The sequence below is a fragment of the Streptomyces sp. UF-297 genome (assembly GCF_058245575.1).
Map to the genome: position 1 here is coordinate 1 of NZ_JBSIBZ010000230.1, position 915 is coordinate 915.

Genomic DNA, 915 nt, shown 5'->3' on the forward strand with positions numbered 1-915 from the left:
GTGCTGTTCTCGGGTCAGGGTGCGCAGCGGGTGGGGATGGGCCGGGAGTTGTACGGCCGGTTCCCGGTGTTCGCCCAGGCGTTGGATGCGGTGCTGGCGCACTTCGACGGTGGGCTGCGGGATGTGATGTTCGGTGATGCGGAGGGTCTGGACGAGACCGGGTTCACGCAGCCTGCGTTGTTCGCTGTTGAGGTGGCGTTGTTCCGGCTGGTGGAGTCGTTGGGTGTGCGGCCGGACTTTGTGGCCGGGCATTCGGTCGGTGAGATCGCGGCGGCGTATGTGGCCGGGGTGTTCTCGCTGGCGGATGCGTGCGCGTTGGTGGCGGCTCGGGCGCGGCTGATGCAGGCGTTGCCTGCTGGTGGTGCGATGGTGGCCGTCCGGGCGGCGGAGGGTGAGGTCCGGCCGCGGCTGGTGGAGGGGGTGTCGATCGCGGCGGTCAACGGCCCCGAGGCGGTGGTGATCGCCGGGGATGAGGCCGAAGTGCTGCGTATCGCTGGGGAGTTGGCGGCCGAGGGTGGTAAGACGCAGCGGCTGTCGGTGAGTCATGCCTTCCATTCGCCGTTGATGGAGCCGATGCTGGAGGACTTCCGGCGGGTGGCCGAGGGTCTGTCGTACGAGGCGCCGCAGATCCCCCTGGTGTCCAACGTGAGCGGTGGCCTCGCCGCCGAGGGCAGCGTCTGTTCGGCGGAGTACTGGGTGAGGCATGTGCGGGAGACCGTACGGTTCGCCGACGGCGTGCGTGCCCTGGCCTCCGAAGGGGCGTCGGTCTTCCTGGAGTTGGGTCCGGACGGGGTGCTGACCGCGATGGCGCAGCACACCCTGGACGGCACTGCGACCGCCGTTTCGGTGCTGCGCAAGGACCGGCCCGAAGAGGCCGCGCTGCTGAGCGCCCTCGCCCAACTGCACGTCGTGGGC

1 protein-coding gene is annotated in these 915 nt (G+C 69.8%); it reads left to right on the forward strand.

What is annotated here, in order from left to right:
- On the forward strand, positions 1-915 hold a 915-nt coding region (locus tag AC4IJH_RS43580), incomplete at both ends, for an acyltransferase domain-containing protein (RefSeq protein WP_490857575.1).